Consider the following 14,742-nt stretch of genomic DNA (forward strand, 5'->3'; position numbering starts at 1 on the left):
AGCTATGCATCAAGGGATATCGCTAAATAACATTAGGCTTATCTCATGAAAAAGCCAAAGGAAGTTTCGCAATCAATAACTTCGGTGCAATCTGGGCTTACTGCTGATCAATCTGCTCGCCAACGTAGATACTTTATTTCGATGATGATAAGAACTATCTGTTTTATTTTGACAGTTGTTTTGCCAAGTCCATACCGTTGGATTGCATTAACAGGCGCAGTTACCCTTCCTTATATAGCTGTTATTGCTGCAAATGCAGGAAGAGAAACAATCAAGAAGGATGCAATATTTACGCCTAAGCGAAAGCGCTTAAATTAACTCTCCTTGCAGGTTCTGCCTCTCAAATAGATCAAAGTAAAGCCCACGTTTTTCAACTAGTTGTTCATGTTTACCCTGCTCAACGATTTCCCCATTATCAATAACTAATATTTGATCAGCATGTGCAATAGTTGAAAGTCGGTGAGCAATTACGATGCTAGTCCGGCCAACTAGTGCTTCTTTAAGTGCTGCCTGCACCATAGCCTCATTTTCAGAATCTAAATGAGCAGTTGCCTCATCTAGTATTACTAAACTCGGCTGCTTAAGTAGAAGCCTTGCAATTGCAAGTCGCTGCTTCTCTCCTCCAGATAATCGATGTCCTCTCTCACCAACTACTGTATCTAAACCATTTGGGAGTGATTGAATAAAATCCCATATACGTGCTGATTTACATGCTGCCTCTATCTCAATTGCAGTTGCATCAGCTTTAGCATATTTAAGATTTACTAATATTGAATCATGAAACATATGAGAATCCTGAGTAACAACTCCGATACTGTTTCGAAGTGATTTAATTGTATAATCTCTTATATCAGTTCCATTTATTGAAATTACTCCTTGAGTAATATCATAAAGTCTGGGAATTAAACTGCTTATAGTGCTCTTGCCAGCACCAGATGGACCGACAATGCCAGTTAGGGTTCCTGCAGCTACTGTGAATGAAATACCTTTTAGAACTTTTCCACTTGTAATTATCTCTGGCTTTGCAGCAATTTCTAGTGAAGCAAGTGAGATCTCTTCAGCTTTTGGGTATGTGAATGAAACCCCTTCAAACTTTAAATCAAGATTAGTATCTGCTAAACCTTTTGAATTCTCTCGATCAGTAACCATTGGTTGAAGGTCTAAAACTTCAAAGACTCTTTCAAATGAAACCAAAGCACTCATTACATCTACTCTGACATTTGATAGGGCAGTAAGGGGACCGTATAAGCGAGCAAGTAATGCGGTAATAGCCAATAATGTTCCAACTGTTAACTCTCCGCTAATTGCAAGGTGCCCACCGATTCCATATGCCACCGCTGTGGCAACAGCTGCTATTGAAGTTAGAGCTATGAAAAATATTCGATTAAGCATCGCTATTGAAATTCCGATATCAGCTACCCGGCGGGCTTTTTCTGCAAACTCATTCTTCTCTTTTTTAGAATCTCCATATAGTGATACCAATAAAGCTCCAGATACATTAAAACGTTCAGTCATCGTTGCTGACATTTGAGCATTTAAATCAAAGGATTGCCTTGTATACCCTTGCAATTTACGACCAACCCACTTTGTTGGGATTAAAAAAACTGGTAGAAGTATCAAAGAAATTAATGTGATCTGCCATGAAAGAGTAAACATGGTAATTGCCACAAGAATCAAACCAAGTAAATTGCTAATTACTCCAGAAAGAGTAGATGTGAATGCCTGCTGCGCTCCGATAACATCGGAATTTAGCCTTGAAATAAGTGCGCCGGTTTGAGTTCTAGTGAAGAAAGCTATCGATTGTCTTTGCACATGTTCAAAAATTTGCTTGCGTAAATCATAAATTAATCCCTCACCAATTCGAGATGAGAACCATCGACCTGCCATGCTAAATAAGGCATCAGCAACTGCAATTACTCCAACTGCAAAAGCGAGACTTGTTACTAATTCAGTATTTTTTGGAATCACGCCCTCATCAATTAGCCTTCTGAGCAGCAATGGTGTGGCAACAATCAGGAATGCATCAATAACAACTGTAATTAGAAAAAAGGCGAGTAGTACTTTATATGGGACAGCAAAACTTGCAATTCGCTTTAATGTGCCTGGTTTTAACTTTTGATTTTTCACTGATTGATCTGCAGTTAAAGACCTAAAGGACATCCAAGTTGAGTGCATTGACATAAGAAAACCCTAGCGAGTATTACAAATATAACTAAACGGTAAAGCCAATCGAGCGTAGTTGTTCACGACCATCATCTGAAATCTTGTTAGGCCCCCAAGGTGGTAGCCAAACCCAGTTGATTTTCACATCAGAAGTTATATCAGCTAATACTTGTCTTGTTTGATCTTCAATAACATCTTGCAGAGGACAAGCAGCTGAAGTTAATGTCATATCTAAAGTTGCAATATTATTTTCATCTAAACGCATGTCATAAACCAAGCCAAGATCAACAACATTTATTCCAAGCTCAGGATCAATTACATCCTTCATCGCCTCGGTAACATCATCAATAGTGGTAGCCATGGGTAAATCCTACGCTATCACTTGGGTTGTGGCATCTTTGAACGCCATCCAACCAAGTAATGCACATTTAATTCTGGCTGGGAATTTTGATACACCAGCGAAGGCAACACCATCTTCTAATAATTGTTCATCCCCCAATGATTTCCCCTTACTCTGCATCAGTTCAACAAATGCATCTAAAATCACCATTGCTGATTTGTATTCCTTACCAATTAATAGATCACTCATCACTGACGCACTGGCCATGGATATTGAGCAACCAACACCATCCCAAGAAATATCCTTAACAATCTGCTCATCCATAATTAAATTTAGCGTTACCTCATCACCACAACTTGGGTTATTGTGATGAACTTGAATATCTTTTGTAGCAGATAAACCTTTATGAAGTGGCTTTCGATAGTGATCAAGAATTACTTCTTGGTAAAGAGAATCCAACTCCATTATTTGCGGACCTTAAAATACTCTTTAACCTTCTTGATACTTGCTAATAGGTCATTTACATCTTCAGAGTCGTTATATAAATGAAATGATGCTCTAGTAGTTCCAACTAAATTTAATCTTTTCATGAGCGGCCATGCGCAGTGGTGTCCGGTTCTAACAGCAATCCCATACTGATCAAGTACCTGGCCAACATCATGTGGGTGAACGCCATCTACAGTAAATGAAACTACTCCCCCTCTATCTTTCATATCTTTTGGCCCAATTACGTTAACGCCAGATATTTCAGAAATGCCATCAAGTAGTTGCTTAGTCAACTCCTGTTCATGTTCTGCGACATTTTTCATTCCGATTACATTTAAATAATCAACTGCAGCTGAAAGTCCAACTGCTTGCGCCATATTTGGTACACCTGCTTCAAATTTTCTGGGTGCCTTTGCCCAAGTTGCACTCTCCATTGTTACTGAGTCAACCATTGAGCCACCGAAAAGTGCAGGTTCAATTTTTTCTAAAATTTCAGACTTACCCCAAAGGATTCCTACACCCGTTGGTCCTAATGTTTTATGACCGGAGAAGGCAAGAAAATCAACATCTAATTTCTTAACATCAATAGCAAAATGTGGGGCTGATTGACAAGCATCTAATACGACAACAGCTCCTACCTCATGAGCGGCTTTTACAATTTCTTGAAGTGGAATAATTGTTCCAAAAACATTTGATTGATGAGTAATTGCAACTACTTTAGTTCGCTTATTAATGATTTGATCAATATTTGATAGATCTAATCTGCCATCATCTGTGATTGAAAACCAAACTAGTTTGGCTCCAGTGCGTTTAGCAAGTTGTTGCCAAGGAATTAGGTTGGCATGGTGTTCCATCTGCGAAACTACTATTTCATCCCCGCTTTTTACATTGAAACTAGAATCTGGATTACCTAGTGAATAAGCGATCATATTTAGTGACTCGGTAGCACTTTTAGTAAAAATAACCTCATCAGTTTTAGCACCTAAAAACTTTGCTAAATTTTCGCGTGCACCCTCATAAGCCTCTGAGGCCTCTTCAGCTAAAAGATGTGCTCCTCGATGAACAGCAGAATTAATGGTCCGATAGAAATCAGATTCAGCCTTAATTACTGATTCAGGTTTTTGTGAAGTAGCACCACTATCTAAGTAAATTAACCGATTTCCCCCTCGCACCTTTCGGGCGAGAATAGGAAAATCCTTTTTATACTTAGATAAATCAACACTCATTTGTTTACGCAGTTATGTACTCCGCGTAACCCTTCTCTTCAAGTTTGTCAGCCAACTCTGGCCCACCCTCTTCAACAATCTTTCCATTAGCAAAAACGTGTACAAAATCTGGCTTTATATAACGAAGGATTCTGGTGTAGTGGGTAATTAACATGACACCAAGATCTGAGCCATCTTTAACTCGATTAACACCCTCTGAAACAATTCGGAGCGCATCAACATCAAGACCTGAATCTGTCTCATCAAGAATTGCAATCTTTGGCTTTAGTAACTCCATTTGTAAAATCTCATGGCGCTTTTTCTCGCCTCCAGAAAAACCTTCATTCACATTTCGCTCAGAAAAAGCAGTATCAATATTTAGTGAGGTCATTGCAGCTTTTACTTCACCCACCCAGGTACGAACCTTTGGTGCTTCACCTCTAATTGCAGTTACCGCGGTGCGAAGAAAATTAGAAACAGATACTCCCGGTACCTCAACTGGGTATTGCATTGCTAAAAATAATCCAGCCTTTGCTCGTTCATCCACACTCATTTCAAGTACATCTGCGCCATCTAGAGTTACAGATCCATCAGTAATTAAATATTTTGGATGTCCAGCAATTGAGTAAGCCAAAGTTGATTTACCAGAACCATTTGGTCCCATAATTGCATGGGTTTCACCGCTCCGTACTGTTAGATCTACTCCCCGAAGAATTTTTTTATTGCCAGCCTCAGTAATAACACTGACCTGCAAATTCTTTATCTCAAGTACGCTCATTTTTCTCCTTTAGTTGATTACTACTTGGTTGCCATTGCGTTTTACTGAAAAAGTTTTAAGGGGTGCTGTTGCGGGTGGGGTTAATGCTTCACCAGTTCTTAAATCAAACTCTGCGCCGTGTAACCAACACTCTATTTTTGTACCAGTTATCTCACCTTCAGAAAGTGATGCCTCTGAATGTGTGCAAGTGTCCTCAATAGCAAATACTTCATCGCCCACTCTGGCAACACAAACTGTTACACCATTGTGATCAATAGCAACTGGCTTACCCTCAACTAACGAATCAAAAGCTAACTCACTCATTATTCACCAGCCTTTGCGAGCTCATCATCAATTCTTTTCATTAATCGCTCTTCTAACTCTTCATTTTTTAACTTATTAATAATTTCAGCAAAAAATCCACGAATTACTAAACGTCGTGCAATATCTGCTGGTATACCTCGAGATTGCAAATAGAAAAGCTGCTCATCATCAAATCTTCCAGTTGTACTGGCATGGCCGGCGCCAACAATCTCACCGGTTTCAATTTCTAGATTTGGGACAGAATCTGCTCTAGCTCCATCGCTAAGTAATAGGTTTCGGTTTAATTCATATGTGTCTGTGCCCTCTGCGCCCTTATGGATAAAAACATCACCAATCCAAACAGTTCGTGCTTGATCACCAGAAAGTGCGCCTTTGTAATTAACTCTAGATTTAGCATTTGCTACGTTGTGGTTTACGTGGATTCGATGTTCTAGGTGTTGCCCATCAGTTGCAAAGTAGATTCCATTTAACTCCGCAGATGAACCAGGTCCTGTGAACTCAACAGTTGGATTAAGTCTGACAACTGATCCACCGACTGAGATAACAAAAGAAGTGAATTGAGCATCTTTACTTATGATCGCATGGTGCTGACCAAGATGAACAGCGCTTCGATCCCACTCCTGCAGTGAAATAAAATTCAGTGATGCGCCAGCCTCTAACGAAATTTCAATTTCTTCACCAATCTCACCAGTACCAGTATTCTCAATTATTACCGTAGATCTACTGTTTACCCCGGCTTGAATTACTAATTTACTTAGCTCAGCAAAAGAACCACATGATCTCTTTAGATGAATAGGTTGTGAAAGCTCAGAATCTTTTTCAATTCTTAGTAGTGAAATATCCTTAACATTCCCTCGGATCCTATTTGTAACAAGATCACTTGACTCATAAGCAGGTGGCAAGTCAGAAGCTGTTACTACTTTCAAACTTACCCCGCTAGGAAGCGCCCTATTAGTTGATAAAGAAATATTTTCTTTAACTAAAGTAGATAGATCATGTAGGCCAGCTAACCGTTTAAGCGGTGTAAAGCGCCATGCTTCTTCTCTACCAGTTGGGGTTAAGTAATTTGTTGTTAATAAACTCATTAACCAACTGCACCTTCCATTTGAAGCTCAATTAATCGGTTTAGTTCTAGTGCATACTCCATTGGAAGCTCTTTCGCGATTGGTTCAATAAAGCCGCGAACAATCATCGCCATTGCTTCATCTTCACCTAAGCCACGTGACATTAAATAAAAGAGTTGATCATCGCTAATTCTAGAAACAGTTGCCTCATGTCCCATCGAAACATCATCTTCGCGGACATCAACATACGGATATGTATCAGAGCGAGAAATATTATCGATCAACAATGCATCACACTTAACAGTGCTCTTTGAGTGATGAGCGCCCTCTTCAACCTTTATCAAGCCTCTATATGAGGTACGACCGCCACCTCGCGCTACTGATTTAGAAATAATTGTTGAAGATGTATAAGGAGCCGCATGAACCATTTTGGCACCAGCATCTTGATGTTGTCCTTCACCTGCAAATGCAATTGAAAGTGTCTCACCCTTAGAGTGTGGACCCATCAACATTACAGCTGGATACTTCATAGTTACTTTGGATCCAATATTTCCATCGATCCACTCCATTGTTGCACCCTCAGCACATGTTGCTCGCTTGGTCACTAAGTTATAAACATTGTTAGACCAGTTTTGAATTGTTGTGTATCGAACACGTGCATTCTTTTTCACAATAATTTCAACAACAGCAGAGTGAAGTGAATCTGATGAGTAAACCGGAGCAGTACAGCCTTCAACATAATGAACATATGAATCTTCATCAGCGATAATTAAAGTTCGCTCAAATTGACCCATGTTTTCAGTATTAATTCGGAAATAGGCTTGTAGTGGAATATCTACCTTTACGCCCTTAGGAATATAGATAAATGAGCCACCAGACCAAACAGAAGTATTAAGAGCGGCAAACTTATTATCACCAACTGGGATTACAGTGCCGAAGTACTCTTTAAAAAGATCTTCGTGTGTGCGAAGTGCGGTATCGGTATCAAGGAATAAAACTCCTTGTTTTTCTAAGTCCTCACGAATTGAGTGGTAAACCACCTCTGATTCGTATTGAGCTGCAACACCTGCTACTAAGCGTTTTTTCTCTGCCTCTGGAATACCAAGGCGGTCATATGTGTTTTTAATATCATCAGGTAGATCTTCCCAAGAGGTTGCTTGTTTTTCAGTTGAGCGAACAAAATATTTAATAGTGTCAAAGAAAATACCACTTAGATCCGAGCCCCAACTTGGCATGGGCTTCTTATCAAATAACGATAATCCTTTAAGTCGTAGATCTAACATCCATTGTGGTTCATTCTTTTTTGAAGAAATATCGCGCACAACCTCTTCATTTAGACCACGACGACTATTTGAACCTGCATCTGTTTTATCTGCCCAGCCGTACTCATACTTGCCAATACCATCTAACTCTGGGTGCGCGATCTGGGTCATTAGCGTGCTCCTTCTATTACTTTAGTTTTTCTGGTCTGGGAAATATTTGAGGGAATAAATGTTGTACAAACTCCATCACCATGGGCGATAGTTGCAAGTCTTTGAACATGAGTTCCAAGAATTTCTGAAAATGCGGCAGTTTCTGCTTCACATAGTTGTGGAAATTCAGAGGCAACATGGGCAATTGGACAATGGTGTTGGCAAATTTCTTCACCATTTCCCATCTTATCCGTAGTTGCTGAATACCCCTCTTTAGTTAAAAGCTTTGCAAGTGCCTTAGATTTTTCTGAAACTGATTTACTTGAACTTTTAATTTGTTCACCCTTACGCACAAACTCATTAGCCCGACTTTGCGCAAACTCATCTACTAAGTGAGAACCATTTTTACTTGCCATAAATTTAAGAGCAGCAACTGCTAGGTCATCATATGAGTGCTCAAACTTTTCACGTCCGCTATCTGTCATTACAAAAACCTTTGATGGTCTACCTCGACCGCGCACTGCTCGGCCTTGAAAAGGCTCTCGCGCAGTAAGGACACCTTCGGCAATTAAAGTTTCTAGGTGCCTGCGAATTCCAGTTGGAGTTATTAAAAGTTTTTCAGCAAGATCAACTGCACTAGCAGGACCGCCTTCTAAAATCGTTCGGGCGACCTGATCACGGGTCTTATCTGGCTCACTCTTTTTCACAACATAAGTGTTGCGTAATTCCTGCGCAAGCGCCAATCCCCTTGCTCTATTTGGGTGTGAATTGCGCCTTACCAGCGGGTGAATCAAGCAGTGGCCCCAAAGAAAGCAATAGGCTTAAATCATGTTGGTAGCCAAAAACTCAATATCTGCAAAACCCTTCTGGCTCCTAGTTTTCCTGCAAGGGGCCCTAATTGTTACTGGCGGGGCGGTGCGCCTTACCGGATCGGGGTTGGGTTGTCCGACTTGGCCTGAGTGCACCCCAGGTTCATACACGCCAGTGCCTTATCAGGCAGAAGGGCAACTACACGCTTGGATTGAATTTGGTAATCGATTATTAACTTTTGTTCTCCTGCTAACAGCTGTTGTTGTAGTAGTTATTGCGTTTAGAAGCTCTAAAAATGCCATCTCAAAAAGGCGAGTAAGAGCACTAGCAGCCCTGCAAATACTAGGAATTTTAGGTCAGGGCCTTCTAGGTGGAATAACAGTACTAACCGGCTTGCATCCAGCTACCGTTGCTGCGCATTTCTTGTTATCAATTTTTCTTATTGCAGGAGCAATTTCTCTTAGATATGAAATGATCGGAATTATCAAACAATCACCAACTGGATTAATTGCTTCTCTTATCCCGATTCTTATTTGGCTGACACTAATCGTGATAATAGTTGGAACAATAGTTACCGGCAGCGGTCCACATGCTGGTGATGCTGATGCAAAGAGATTTGGGCTTGACCCTAAATCCCTCTCCTGGCTCCATGCAGATCTTGTAATTGCTTTGCTTGTGCTTACTACAATCCTTTGGCTACTCATAAGACAAACAAATGCCAATTTACTAACTCGAAAAATTCAAATATTTCTTCTAATTAGCCTCTCCCAAGGCTTAATCGGGTATATTCAGTATGTTACCGGTTTACCAGAATTAGTTGTGGGCTTTCACCTATTAGGTGCTGCCCTAGTTTGGGGTAGTAGCTGGAGCTTTGTTAAGGTTGCCGGATCTGGGTTTAAGTTGAAGGGATTTAATTGAAAATAAGTCAGTGGCAAGATTTAGACGATAGAGCGGTTGCAATATCACGCGCATTAGCAATGGATGCGGCACAAAAAGTTGGGAACGGGCATCCTGGAACTGCAATGTCTCTCGCGCCAGTGGCATACACACTTTTTCAAAGAATTATGCGGCATGACCCGGCGCATCCAAATTGGCTAGCACGGGATCGTTTTATACTTTCTTGTGGTCATTCTTCACTGACTCTATATATTCAACTTTATCTATCTGGTTACGGAGTTGAACTTGATGACCTTAAAAGCTTTCGTACATTTAATGCTAAAACTCCTGGACACCCTGAGTATGGACACACTCTAGGAGTTGAAACAACGACCGGTCCTCTTGGCCAGGGAGTCGCTAACGGTGTTGGGATGGCGATGGCGGCTAGATTTGAAAAAGGTTTACTAGATCCTGAAAATACAACAGATATTTTTGATCATAATATCTGGGTAATGTGTTCTGACGGTGATCTCCAAGAGGGAGTAAGTGCGGAGGCTTCTTCCCTAGCTGGCACTCAACAACTTGGTAATTTAATAATGATTTATGATGATAATCGTATTTCAATTGAGGGTGACACACATATTACTTGTACAGAAGATATCGATGCTCGCTATCTTGCATATGGCTGGGATGTCATTGTCGTACCAATAAAGGCTGATGGAGATGTCGACCGAGAAAATTTGGAACGTGCGATGTTATCGGCAATTGCTAACAAAGATAAACCAGTTTTAATACATATTCATACAGTAATTGCTTGGCCTGCGCCAAATGCTAAGGGTACGTCAAAAGCTCATGGTTCAGCTCTTGGTAATGAGGAAATAAATGCGACAAAGCTTTTATTAGGATTAAATCCCGAAGAAACATTTATAGCTCCCACAGAAGTTATCAATCATGCAAGAGATGTTAAACGGCGTGGCACAGAAATGTATAACCAGTGGCAAACAAAATTTCAAGCCTGGGAAAAAGCGAATAGTGAATCTGCTGAACTTCTAAAAAGATTGCTTAGTAAGAAACTACCACTCGATTTCGAAAGTTCTTTTCCAGTATTTCCTAGTGACAAAGAAATATCTACAAGAGCTGCATCTGGAAAAGTAATTCAATCTATTGCAAAAATGTTGCCAGAGTTTTGGGGTGGTTCAGCTGATTTAGCTGAGAGTAACAACACCACAATTGAGGGTGGCGGTTCATTCCTACCAACTGCTAGCAAAATGGCTGGTGCTGATCCGTACGGTCGAATAATTCATTTTGGAATTCGTGAACATGCAATGGGCGCGATTTTAAATGGAATGGCTTTACATGGTTTAGTAAAACCGTTTGGTGGAACCTTTCTAGTATTTAGTGATTACATGCGCGGAGCTGTTCGCCTATCTTCGTTAATGCAATTGCCTGTAACTTATGTTTGGACCCATGACTCAATTGGCCTTGGTGAAGATGGACCAACTCATCAACCTGTTGAACATCTTGCTTCTTTGCGAACCATTCCAGGATTTTCAGTTATAAGACCATGCGATGCAAACGAAGTTAGTGTTTGCTGGCAAGAGATCATAAAGCGTTCAAAACCATCAGGGTTAGTACTGTCTCGTCAAAACTTACCTGTCCTTGACCGTTCTAAGTTCTCATTAGCTAAAGAGGCAGCAAAAGGTGCATACGTATTGGCCTATGGAAGTAACTCTTCAAGGGATGAGTGTGAAGTAATTCTAATTGCAACCGGATCAGAAGTTTCATTAGCTATAGCTGCTCGTGAGAAATTAATTTCAGAAGGTGTAAAAGTCAGATTAGTAAGCGCGCCATGTTTGGAGTGGTTTATGGAGCAATCTGAGAATTACCAAAACGAAGTACTTCCAAAATCAATTAAAGCTAGAGTAAGTATTGAAGCAGGCGTTGCTCAGCCTTGGTACCGATTTATAGGAGATAGTGGCATTGCTGTCTCAGTTGAAAAATTTGGTGCCTCTGCTAGCGGAGATATTATGTTTAGAGAGTATGGATTTACCGTTCAGAATATTGTTAATGCTGTAAAGGAAAGTATTAAAAAATCTAATGCTTAATACACTTGCGCAGATATCAGAAGCAGGTGTTGCGGTATGGCTCGATGACTTATCTCGAGAGCGATTAAAAAATGGGTCATTAGCAAAATTAATTGCTGAAGATAGTGTGGTTGGAGTAACTACTAATCCAAGCATCTTCGGATCAGCAATTAGTAAATCAGACCTTTATCGAAATGACATTTTGCAGAATAAAGATAAGAGTATTGAAGAAATAATTACAAAGTTAACAACAGATGACGTAAGAGAAGCATGTGATCTTTTCCATAATACGTTTAAAGCTAGTAATGAGATAGACGGGCGAATATCCCTTGAAGTCGACCCGCGCTTTGCTCATGATGCTATGGCAACAATTAAGCAAGGAAAGCAACTTTGGGAGATTGTTGATCGAAAAAATTTGTTAATTAAAGTGCCCGCTACTGTTGAGGGATTACCAGCAGTAACTGAACTAATTGCACAAGGAATTAGCGTCAATATTACTTTAATTTTCTCTTTGGATCGTTATAAAAAAGTTTTAGATGCTTTTGCTGCTGGGCTCGAAAAAAGAGTAAATGCTTCACAAGAGATAGGTAGCATCCATTCGGTTGCTTCATTTTTTGTGAGCCGAATCGATGCTGAAATTGACAAACAATTAGGAGATAAATCAGAGCTGAAAGGCTTAGCAGCGATTGCAAACGCAGTTATGGCTTACGAAGTTTTTCTTGAATTTGAAAAAAGTAGCCGCTGGCAAAAATTATTGAGCCACGGCGGGAATTTGCAACGGCCTTTATGGGCATCTACTGGCGTAAAGGATCCTTCCTATGATCAAACTCGCTACGTAATGTCTTTAATTGCTCCTAACGTCATAAATACGATGCCAGAGGCAACTCTAAATGCAGTTAAAGCGTCAGGGGTATTTTCAGGCGAGACAATTACTCCAAATATTAAAAATGCGAAAATTAACTTAGCAAAGATTGCTATGGCTGGGATTGATATTGCCAAAGTAACTGATGCCCTTGAAATTGACGGTATTGCCAAGTTTGAAGCATCTTGGCTAGATTTGATGAGTTCAGTGAAGTCTGTAATTTCTGGATCTTAAATGAAATTGTCAGGGCAAATTCTTGCAAATATTGATCCTGAAATATCTAGGCAGCTGCGTGAAATCACACCTCAAGTAGCCAAGAAAGATGTGAATGTTTGGGTCACTGACAACGAAACAGCCAACAGACTTAACTGGATCGATCTGCCAACAAAATCACGAGATTTATTGCCAGAGTTAGATGCTCTTTCAGCATGGGCGCGCAGCAATGGCTTAACTCAAATTGTTTTATGCGGAATGGGTGGCTCTTCATTAGCCCCTGAAGTAATTGCATCGACCTATAAAAAGTTATTAACTACGCTCGACTCAACTGATCCAGACCAAATACTTAACTCTATTCCATCTGATTTAAGTAAAGCACTAGTTGTAGTTGGTTCAAAATCAGGAACAACTATCGAAACATTATCTCAATTTGAGTTTTATATAAATATATTTAAGGAAGCAGATTTAAATCCAATTGAACATATAGTGATAGTTACTGATCCAGGTACTCCTCTTGATATTCGTGCTAGAAAAGAAAGTTACAAAGTTGTAAATGCAGATCCAAATGTTGGTGGACGCTTTAGTGCGCTATCTGCATTTGGCTTGGTTCCAGCAGCTTTAATCGGTGTAGATATTTCACTGCTTCTAGATGATGCTGAAAAATTAAGCTTAATCCTTTCATCAAAGGAATCACCAGCCATTGAAATAGCGGCTTGCCTCTACTCCTTAACTGATCAGATAATAAATTTTTGTGATAATGGATCGGCGGCACCTGGACTGTCTAATTGGATCGAACAACTAATTGCTGAATCAACTGGCAAAAATTTATCTGGCAGATTGCCAGTTGTAATCGAAGAAGTAGAAAGTGCAATTTCTGGTATAACAGTTGGCTTTACTCCCGGTGAATATGACCTAGTGATCGAAGCCACTCTTGGTGAGCAATTCATCTTATGGGAGTGGGTAACTGCTTTACTTTGCTACTTATTAAAGGTTAATCCATTTAATCAGCCAAATGTAGTAGAGGCAAAAGATCGCACAACAGCAATTCTTTTATCATTAGGCAGTAAAGGTTTTGATACTCCTACCCCAGCATATGAAGATTCTGATTACTTAATCTATTCAAATCAAAAAATTAATAGCCTTTCAGACTTTCTTAAATCTAATGTGAATTATTTTGCAGTATTGGCATACCTTGATAGAGGTAGCGATGATGAAATATATAAGATCAGAAAACTGATTGCTGCAAAGAGTAAAACAGCAACTACCTTTGGTTGGGGACCGAGATATCTTCATTCAACTGGACAGTTCCACAAGGGTGGGCAGCAAAATGGGGCATTTATTGTGATTACCGGTGATTCAGGCAGTGATATAGAAATACCAAATAAGGATTACACATTTTCGCAGTTGATCATGGCGCAAGCACTTGCAGATATCGAATCTATTTCTGAAAGAAATTTACCGGTTATTAGAATTCATCTTAAAAATCGCAAGAAAGCAATAGCAAGACTTATCTCAGACTTAGAAAAGAATTAATCATCCCCACGTAGTTTTTTAAGTGCAATGTCTAAAACTTTATTTGCTTCAGCTTCAGTTCTACGCTCTTTCACGTAAGCTAAGTGAGTTTTATAAGGCTCATTTTTCATTGGCATTGGTGGTTTATTTTTATCTTGTCCTGCCGGAAAACCACATCTTGGGCAATCCCATTCAGCTGGAACCTCTACAGTGCCGTCTTCAGCAAATGATGGTTTAGTTTCATGTCCGTTAGCACACCAATATGAAACTCGAAAGCGAGCAATTGATTCCCCGCGCTCTGCTTCGCCCATAGGACCAGCACCGACACGACTTCCGCGAATAGCACTTCCACCAGCCATTATTTACTCCCCTTTTAATTTTTCAATAACAAGCTAAGTGCAATAACTGAAGCAAACCAAATTCCACCGACAACGATTGTAATTCTGTCAAGGTTTTTCTCAACTACAGATGAGCCACCATATGTTGATGAAACTCCGCCACCAAAAAGATCTGACAGTCCAGATCCTTTGCCCTTATGTAATAAAACCAAAATAATCATAAGCACACTTGATAGCATCAAGATAATCGAAAGAGCTAAATTCATTTACTCGCCTTCATCTAAATAGAGCCT

At 40.0% G+C, this 14,742-nt stretch carries 16 protein-coding genes; 5 read left to right on the forward strand and 11 right to left on the reverse strand.

Annotated features, from left to right (window positions below; all coding sequences use genetic code 11):
* Positions 1–45 precede the first annotated feature (45 nt).
* A complete protein-coding gene (locus tag B1sIIB91_RS03235) occupies positions 46–318 on the forward strand; it encodes a DUF3099 domain-containing protein (protein ID WP_095688190.1) in 273 nt (90 codons plus the stop codon).
* Here the strand turns inward: B1sIIB91_RS03235 and B1sIIB91_RS03240 are convergent.
* The 9 genes from B1sIIB91_RS03240 to B1sIIB91_RS03280 are packed head-to-tail and all read right to left on the reverse strand — an operon-like array spanning position 310 to position 8,494.
* Positions 310–2,181: an ABC transporter ATP-binding protein gene (locus B1sIIB91_RS03240; RefSeq protein ID WP_223298572.1), complete on the reverse strand. Its 1,872-nt coding sequence runs from the start codon at positions 2,179–2,181 to the stop codon at positions 310–312. The two genes, B1sIIB91_RS03235 and B1sIIB91_RS03240, sit on opposite strands and share 9 nt — an antisense overlap.
* A gap of 31 nt (positions 2,182–2,212) precedes the next feature.
* Positions 2,213–2,524 (reverse strand): metal-sulfur cluster assembly factor, encoded by a 312-nt coding sequence (locus tag B1sIIB91_RS03245; protein ID WP_018227131.1) that lies wholly within the window; start codon positions 2,522–2,524, stop codon positions 2,213–2,215.
* Positions 2,525–2,533: 9 nt separating this feature from the next.
* Complete coding sequence (sufU, locus tag B1sIIB91_RS03250; protein ID WP_095688191.1) at positions 2,534–2,968, reverse strand: Fe-S cluster assembly sulfur transfer protein SufU; 435 nt, start codon at positions 2,966–2,968, stop codon at positions 2,534–2,536.
* A complete protein-coding gene (locus B1sIIB91_RS03255; protein ID WP_018227133.1) occupies positions 2,968–4,215 on the reverse strand; it encodes a cysteine desulfurase in 1,248 nt (415 codons plus the stop codon). Before B1sIIB91_RS03255 ends, sufU begins: the two co-directional genes overlap by 1 nt.
* Before the next feature lie 4 nt (positions 4,216–4,219).
* Entirely contained in the window at positions 4,220–4,972 is a 753-nt protein-coding gene (gene sufC, locus B1sIIB91_RS03260) for a Fe-S cluster assembly ATPase SufC (RefSeq protein ID WP_095688192.1), read from the reverse strand.
* Between the two features lie 9 nt (positions 4,973–4,981).
* Positions 4,982–5,275 (reverse strand): non-heme iron oxygenase ferredoxin subunit, encoded by a 294-nt coding sequence (locus B1sIIB91_RS03265; protein WP_018227135.1) that lies wholly within the window; start codon positions 5,273–5,275, stop codon positions 4,982–4,984.
* Positions 5,275–6,360, reverse strand: a complete 1,086-nt coding sequence (sufD, locus tag B1sIIB91_RS03270; protein ID WP_095688193.1) for a Fe-S cluster assembly protein SufD — start codon at positions 6,358–6,360, stop codon at positions 5,275–5,277. The genes B1sIIB91_RS03265 and sufD overlap by 1 nt, the downstream gene beginning before the upstream one ends.
* Entirely contained in the window at positions 6,360–7,772 is a 1,413-nt protein-coding gene (gene sufB, locus B1sIIB91_RS03275; RefSeq protein WP_018227137.1) for a Fe-S cluster assembly protein SufB, read from the reverse strand. The genes sufD and sufB overlap by 1 nt, the downstream gene beginning before the upstream one ends.
* Entirely contained in the window at positions 7,772–8,494 is a 723-nt protein-coding gene (locus tag B1sIIB91_RS03280; protein WP_223298573.1) for a helix-turn-helix transcriptional regulator, read from the reverse strand. The genes sufB and B1sIIB91_RS03280 overlap by 1 nt, the downstream gene beginning before the upstream one ends.
* An 85-nt stretch (positions 8,495–8,579) precedes the next feature.
* Here B1sIIB91_RS03280 and B1sIIB91_RS03285 point away from each other — a divergent pair, with 85 nt between their 5' ends.
* From B1sIIB91_RS03285 to B1sIIB91_RS03300, 4 genes are read left to right on the forward strand one after another with little or no spacing between them, the layout of a single operon-like run.
* Positions 8,580–9,479 (forward strand): COX15/CtaA family protein, encoded by a 900-nt coding sequence (locus B1sIIB91_RS03285; protein ID WP_095688194.1) that lies wholly within the window; start codon positions 8,580–8,582, stop codon positions 9,477–9,479.
* Complete coding sequence (gene tkt, locus B1sIIB91_RS03290) at positions 9,476–11,542, forward strand: transketolase (protein ID WP_095688195.1); 2,067 nt, start codon at positions 9,476–9,478, stop codon at positions 11,540–11,542. The genes B1sIIB91_RS03285 and tkt overlap by 4 nt, the downstream gene beginning before the upstream one ends.
* Positions 11,535–12,617: a transaldolase gene (gene tal / locus B1sIIB91_RS03295; RefSeq protein ID WP_095688196.1), complete on the forward strand. Its 1,083-nt coding sequence runs from the start codon at positions 11,535–11,537 to the stop codon at positions 12,615–12,617. The genes tkt and tal overlap by 8 nt, the downstream gene beginning before the upstream one ends.
* A complete protein-coding gene (locus B1sIIB91_RS03300; RefSeq protein ID WP_095688197.1) occupies positions 12,618–14,132 on the forward strand; it encodes a glucose-6-phosphate isomerase in 1,515 nt (504 codons plus the stop codon).
* Here B1sIIB91_RS03300 and B1sIIB91_RS03305 read toward each other — a convergent pair.
* Positions 14,129–14,470, reverse strand: a complete 342-nt coding sequence (locus B1sIIB91_RS03305; protein WP_018227143.1) for an RNA polymerase-binding protein RbpA — start codon at positions 14,468–14,470, stop codon at positions 14,129–14,131. The two genes, B1sIIB91_RS03300 and B1sIIB91_RS03305, sit on opposite strands and share 4 nt — an antisense overlap.
* A gap of 14 nt (positions 14,471–14,484) precedes the next feature.
* Positions 14,485–14,715: a preprotein translocase subunit SecG gene (gene secG, locus B1sIIB91_RS03310; RefSeq protein ID WP_018227144.1), complete on the reverse strand. Its 231-nt coding sequence runs from the start codon at positions 14,713–14,715 to the stop codon at positions 14,485–14,487.
* Positions 14,716–14,742 lie beyond the last annotated feature (27 nt).

The sequence above is a fragment of the Candidatus Nanopelagicus abundans genome (genome assembly GCF_002288305.1).
Lineage (GTDB): Bacteria > Actinomycetota > Actinomycetes > Nanopelagicales > Nanopelagicaceae > Nanopelagicus > Nanopelagicus abundans.

Bases quoted from the DNA above. Each gene is read 5' to 3' on its own strand.
- B1sIIB91_RS03255 (WP_018227133.1), bottom strand. From the start codon at position 4,215: ATGAGTGTTGATTTATCTAAGTATAAAAAGGATTTTCCTATTCTCGCC.
- B1sIIB91_RS03240 (WP_223298572.1), bottom strand. From the start codon at position 2,181: ATGTCAATGCACTCAACTTGGATGTCCTTTAGGTCTTTAACTGCAGAT.
- tal (WP_095688196.1), top strand. From the start codon at position 11,535: ATGCTTAATACACTTGCGCAGATATCAGAAGCAGGTGTTGCGGTATGG.
- sufD (WP_095688193.1), bottom strand. From the start codon at position 6,360: ATGAGTTTATTAACAACAAATTACTTAACCCCAACTGGTAGAGAAGAA.
- B1sIIB91_RS03265 (WP_018227135.1), bottom strand. From the start codon at position 5,275: ATGAGTGAGTTAGCTTTTGATTCGTTAGTTGAGGGTAAGCCAGTTGCT.
- sufB (WP_018227137.1), bottom strand. From the start codon at position 7,772: ATGACCCAGATCGCGCACCCAGAGTTAGATGGTATTGGCAAGTATGAG.
- B1sIIB91_RS03305 (WP_018227143.1), bottom strand. From the start codon at position 14,470: ATGGCTGGTGGAAGTGCTATTCGCGGAAGTCGTGTCGGTGCTGGTCCT.
- sufU (WP_095688191.1), bottom strand. From the start codon at position 2,968: ATGGAGTTGGATTCTCTTTACCAAGAAGTAATTCTTGATCACTATCGA.
- secG (WP_018227144.1), bottom strand. From the start codon at position 14,715: ATGAATTTAGCTCTTTCGATTATCTTGATGCTATCAAGTGTGCTTATG.
- B1sIIB91_RS03245 (WP_018227131.1), bottom strand. From the start codon at position 2,524: ATGGCTACCACTATTGATGATGTTACCGAGGCGATGAAGGATGTAATT.
- B1sIIB91_RS03285 (WP_095688194.1), top strand. From the start codon at position 8,580: ATGTTGGTAGCCAAAAACTCAATATCTGCAAAACCCTTCTGGCTCCTA.
- B1sIIB91_RS03235 (WP_095688190.1), top strand. From the start codon at position 46: ATGAAAAAGCCAAAGGAAGTTTCGCAATCAATAACTTCGGTGCAATCT.
- sufC (WP_095688192.1), bottom strand. From the start codon at position 4,972: ATGAGCGTACTTGAGATAAAGAATTTGCAGGTCAGTGTTATTACTGAG.
- B1sIIB91_RS03300 (WP_095688197.1), top strand. From the start codon at position 12,618: ATGAAATTGTCAGGGCAAATTCTTGCAAATATTGATCCTGAAATATCT.